At 44.2% G+C, this 4,271-nt stretch carries 4 protein-coding genes; all 4 read right to left on the bottom strand.

The genetic code is table 11. The annotated features are described in order from the left end of the window. Window positions 1-131: 131 nt before the first annotated feature. The gene (locus tag ACEW9J_RS15685) at window positions 132-2,408 is read right to left on the bottom strand and encodes a DUF3854 domain-containing protein (RefSeq protein WP_373546048.1); all 2,277 of its coding nucleotides are present in this window, start codon (window positions 2,406-2,408) and stop codon (window positions 132-134) included. 254 nt (window positions 2,409-2,662) lie between these two features. Beyond that, window positions 2,663-2,944, bottom strand: a complete 282-nt coding sequence (locus tag ACEW9J_RS15680) for a hypothetical protein (RefSeq protein ID WP_373546047.1) — start codon at window positions 2,942-2,944, stop codon at window positions 2,663-2,665. Window positions 2,945-3,068: 124 nt separating this feature from the next. Continuing rightward, window positions 3,069-3,953 (bottom strand): hypothetical protein, encoded by an 885-nt coding sequence (locus tag ACEW9J_RS15675; protein WP_373546046.1) that lies wholly within the window; start codon window positions 3,951-3,953, stop codon window positions 3,069-3,071. A 2-nt stretch (window positions 3,954-3,955) separates the two neighbouring features. After that, complete coding sequence (locus tag ACEW9J_RS15670) at window positions 3,956-4,135, bottom strand: hypothetical protein (protein WP_373546045.1); 180 nt, start codon at window positions 4,133-4,135, stop codon at window positions 3,956-3,958. Between the last annotated feature and the right edge of the window lie 136 nt (window positions 4,136-4,271).

The following is a 4,271-nucleotide window of genomic DNA, read 5'->3' as shown; positions in this document are numbered from 1 at the left end:
GCTTTTTAATATCTTCTTCGACAAAATTTATTTTCAGCATTAGACTCGATCTCTTCAACACCACTCCATTTACCATAGTATCTCACGATCGCTAATAATCCCTACTGTAAAAGTCTAATTGCTAGCCGTGCTTAGTATAATCGTTTGAGTTGACGACTCAGCAGGTTAGAAGCTTTGGGGAAGTATCGCGATCGATAAGTAGCTTCATCGGTGTGCTTTTCCAGTTCTTTCAACAATTGGGATGCGGTTCCTTTCCAAGACTGGGGGATTGGGTAGTTTTCCATCAACCGCACGATCGCTTCACCAACTGGCGAAGACTCGATTACTACCTGTCTGGACTGCTGACGGCTTTGATTGAATACCTTCATAAAATCGCCATCCTTCAGACCGAGTGCTTTCTCACTCGCGATCGCAAACAAGGCATAATCAGCCATCCGAGGGAGTAGATCGGGTTTAAGATCGGGAATCACGGCTAATGTTTGGCTGAGTGCTGTTAGTAGTGCCCCTAGAATTCTAGGTTTAGCAGCTTCTACTTTTGCATTCAGTTCCGCCTGGGGTAGTCGTTCCTTTTCGGTAATCTCTGGTAGTTGCACCATCAACACCCGATCGGCCAAATCGTCGCGAGTCACCAGGGCATCAATCGCGGTGATAATCTGCGGACGGGTTAACTCGAAGGTAGTTTCCTCATCAGTCGTGTGGAGAGTGCGAGTACTGTAGCCAAAATTTGTAGCCACCCGACATAGATCGTCTGACTGTTCGGGGCTAATGTGACCGACGTTATCGTAAACAGCCAACCAGCGGCGAGAGAGAGTTACAGCTAATTTAAGGGTATCGCCTTGGAGCTTAATTAGAGCCGCCTTACCAGGATCGATTAAGCTCTTGATAATTTCTGCTGCGGCTGTCTTCCCACTACCTCTGTGGGCTGAAATCACTAGCACCGGATATGTTTTACCAGGACAAAAGCAGAATAGTAGGAAGGTGATAATTAGAATCCACGCTGACCCATCCACATTCAGCAGTTTCTTCAACTCGTCCAGGCTTCCCCCTTCGACTGGATAGGGTAAAGGTAGTAGTGATTCTGGTCGCCAAAATCGGATAGGTGGATCGGATACCAACTGCCAGCCGGATGAATCGATTTCGATCGCTTTCCAATCTGGTGTCCCCAAATCGATGTAGATCTTGCCCTGATGTTCGGCAGTTCTGAGATACACTTGGCGGGTTTCACCTCTGAAGATCGCGATCGCCTCCAACGTCGAGAGCGTGTCCTGTAGCGTTTGCGACCCGATGCCTTTCTCGGTGCTGTTGAGATATTCCCCTGATAGCCATAGTCTGAAAGCTTTCGATCGAACTGGGTAGGTGTGGCGATTGCCTTCAATCCAGATATCCGCGTAGGGAATCTTATCGGCTGTGTGAAAGTAGGTAGCTATCTTACCGATTTCTAACAGGGTATCTCCGCAGGTTTTCCGCTCCTCCTTGGGTTTTGGTAGTACGATCTCCGATCGATTAGCATACGCTCGATCTAGAGCTTTAATGCCTTTGGCTGCGATGTAGTCATCTATCCCCTTGGTACTTCCTTTGGCATTTCTCCACTTGAGATCGGTGACAACGATTCCCTCTCCATCAAGAGCGCGAACGAAAGCCGCTTTAGCCATTTCTACCATTGTGACTTTATCGGGATTGGCTTCCCGATCGAGTGCTAATACTATTTCTCGACCGTCTAAGAATGGCTCTAGGTCTGGGTGAATAGTTTTAAGCGACTTACCCAGATCGTCTCTCTCCACATTCCCAAACATATCTTTAATATTGGTTTCCCATCCCCACATTCCATTAAGAGCGATGGCTGGATATCCATTGGAGACTAAGCTACAGGCTTTCTTGATCCCTTCAGTGATGACGATGAATCCGTCATGCTCTAGATACCAATCCCAGAAGCCTGGATCTTCCGCGCCTGGGGCTGATAACTCGAGCCGATGGCGATATTCTGTCTCTACTTCTTCTCCCAGTTTGGAGACGATCTCCAGTCCCGCCCGTACCGATATGCGGGGGATTAAAAGCTGTAATTTTCCTTGCCCTCTGGGGGACTCATACTTGATATCTTTCTCTTTGCCGTTCTCATCCTTGACCTTGCGGGGTGAGTTCGGTTTGACGCATACCCCCTTGTAACCCTCAAATATCCAACCACCCGATCGCAATGCTTTGGCTAATTTATTCTGGGATTTACCCGCCAAAGTCCCGTTGTTATTGTGGTCTGGCTCTTCAATCAGTAAGGTGAAGGCTTCATCTAGTTCGCTCTCATTGCTGCCATCGAACGATCGGAAGTTGAGGGCGGCGATATCAGGAGCGATCGCACTATCTCTGAAGTCTGCCAGATGTGGCTCATCGATGTTAACAGGAAAAAAATTAGTCATTGTGATGCTCTACGGGTAATAAAAATTACAGAGCATCCAGGGGATCTGCTAAGATCGACATAATAAGTTTTTAAGCCGACCCAGCCCCAAGCCCCCTTGGATGCTAGGTGGAATACCCCCAGATTTTGAGGAATCTCTGGGGGTATTCCTTTTAAGAGGAATTACATCCCCTTGGCATGGGGAGATAAATTTGCATAAACTGAGATTGGTTTTTTGTTTCTTCGATCGCTTCTTATTGAAGAGATCGATTTTTCTTAGGCAGCATCGGAACTAGGGAGACTTTTTACAAAAATCTCGATCGCCTTGCGATGTGCTGGTGAATCACCATTCACGAGAAAGTCGCGGACTAGGGAAGCATTCCAAAGCACTCGAACACTCCCAGGTGGATGAAACCAGTGGATCTTATCCTTCAAGACTGTCGTTCTGAGTAGTTTCAATCGATCGGCGGATAAACCACTAGTAGCAACCATTTCCTTCGTGCGGACGAATGGAAAAGCGGCTAATTTGGGGTCAGGGCGTTTTTTGCCAACAGTCATCAAATCTCCTATGTGTGTGAATGGGTAAAATAGGGTTAGAAAAGCGTGGGTTAAGGGTAATAAGCAATATAACGGGAGTCACTCCAAATCACATAACGGAAAAATTCCAATTTTTCACCAAACCTTAAAATTTTTCAGGGTAGCACTTCTGACAAGTGCGATCGCTATTCAACTTTCTCCTGACGCTGCCACAAGTTCCAGCACACAGACCTGTTTGATTGGGATCTTCGATCCAACCTTTTTTGAGATTATTTTTCCTTTTACTATTAGTGTTGTAATAACGCTCACACTCGTTAGCTACACAATGCTTTCTGGAATCTGTTGGCGAGAGCATCATAGGTTTCCTGCACTTAGGATTAGGACACACGAATGGTCGATAGCCTTTTTTTATAAGCTTTGAAATTGAAAGCGCCTCTACTTCGATATCCAATAAACTCCGAAGTAACTGTTCTATTTCATAATTAGTTTCAGCTAGAGTGCTTATTACGTTATCAAAATTACAGGCAAAATCTAACGCATTCTTGTATTCAGGATATTTTTCTAACATTGGGTCATGTTCCATTTTAGGTACTCTAAATTTATTGGGAGACCCTGCATTGACTATCCGGCGAAACTTTGAGAAGTTAGTACTTAATTTCTGTTTACCAATGCCCCTATAATTTCCTACCATAAAGTCAAACCACATTACGATACACATACTTTGCCACAGTACTGGAAAGCTAATATTCTCCATTTCACAAATTTTTTGATAGATGGAGAGCCGCCTTACTCGTAGCTCAAGAGTTGGTATGATTTCTGGACAAAGATCATCAAATCTAGATAGATATTTATCTGGGTTGAACTTGCTATCCAAAGTCTCATAAGCCTTGTCGTTGTTAATGCAAAAATTACGAATATTTTCCAATGTTCTCAAGTCAACACAAATTATTAAAAATGAATCTTTGGATGGAAAATCTTTTCCAAGAGTAGTGAATCTTGTGAATACAGGGGCTAATATATTACCGTCCATAATTAAACCTCTACAAATAGATATTCTTTGGCGATCGCGTGAGCGTAAGTATCCAAGAGAACCCGCTTATCATGCCCTGTTTGTTCCGCTAATGCGATCGGATTAGCACCATTAGCTAAGGCGTGAGAAATAGCAGAATGCCGAATCGCATAGGGTTTTCGATACTCGATATTACAGCCCACATTCCGCACTTCAGATTTTACGACAATAAATTCATAGCCAAAATTAACTGAGAATTATATTTACGACATTTGCGACATCAAAAATACAATAAAATGAGCATGACAATTTCTAGTCTTTGCCTATCTTCAAAAACTA

This window comes from Chamaesiphon sp. (assembly GCF_041737865.1).
Taxonomy (GTDB): domain Bacteria; phylum Cyanobacteriota; class Cyanobacteriia; order Cyanobacteriales; family Chamaesiphonaceae; genus Chamaesiphon.
This window is presented reverse-complemented; position numbering and strand designations above follow the sequence as displayed.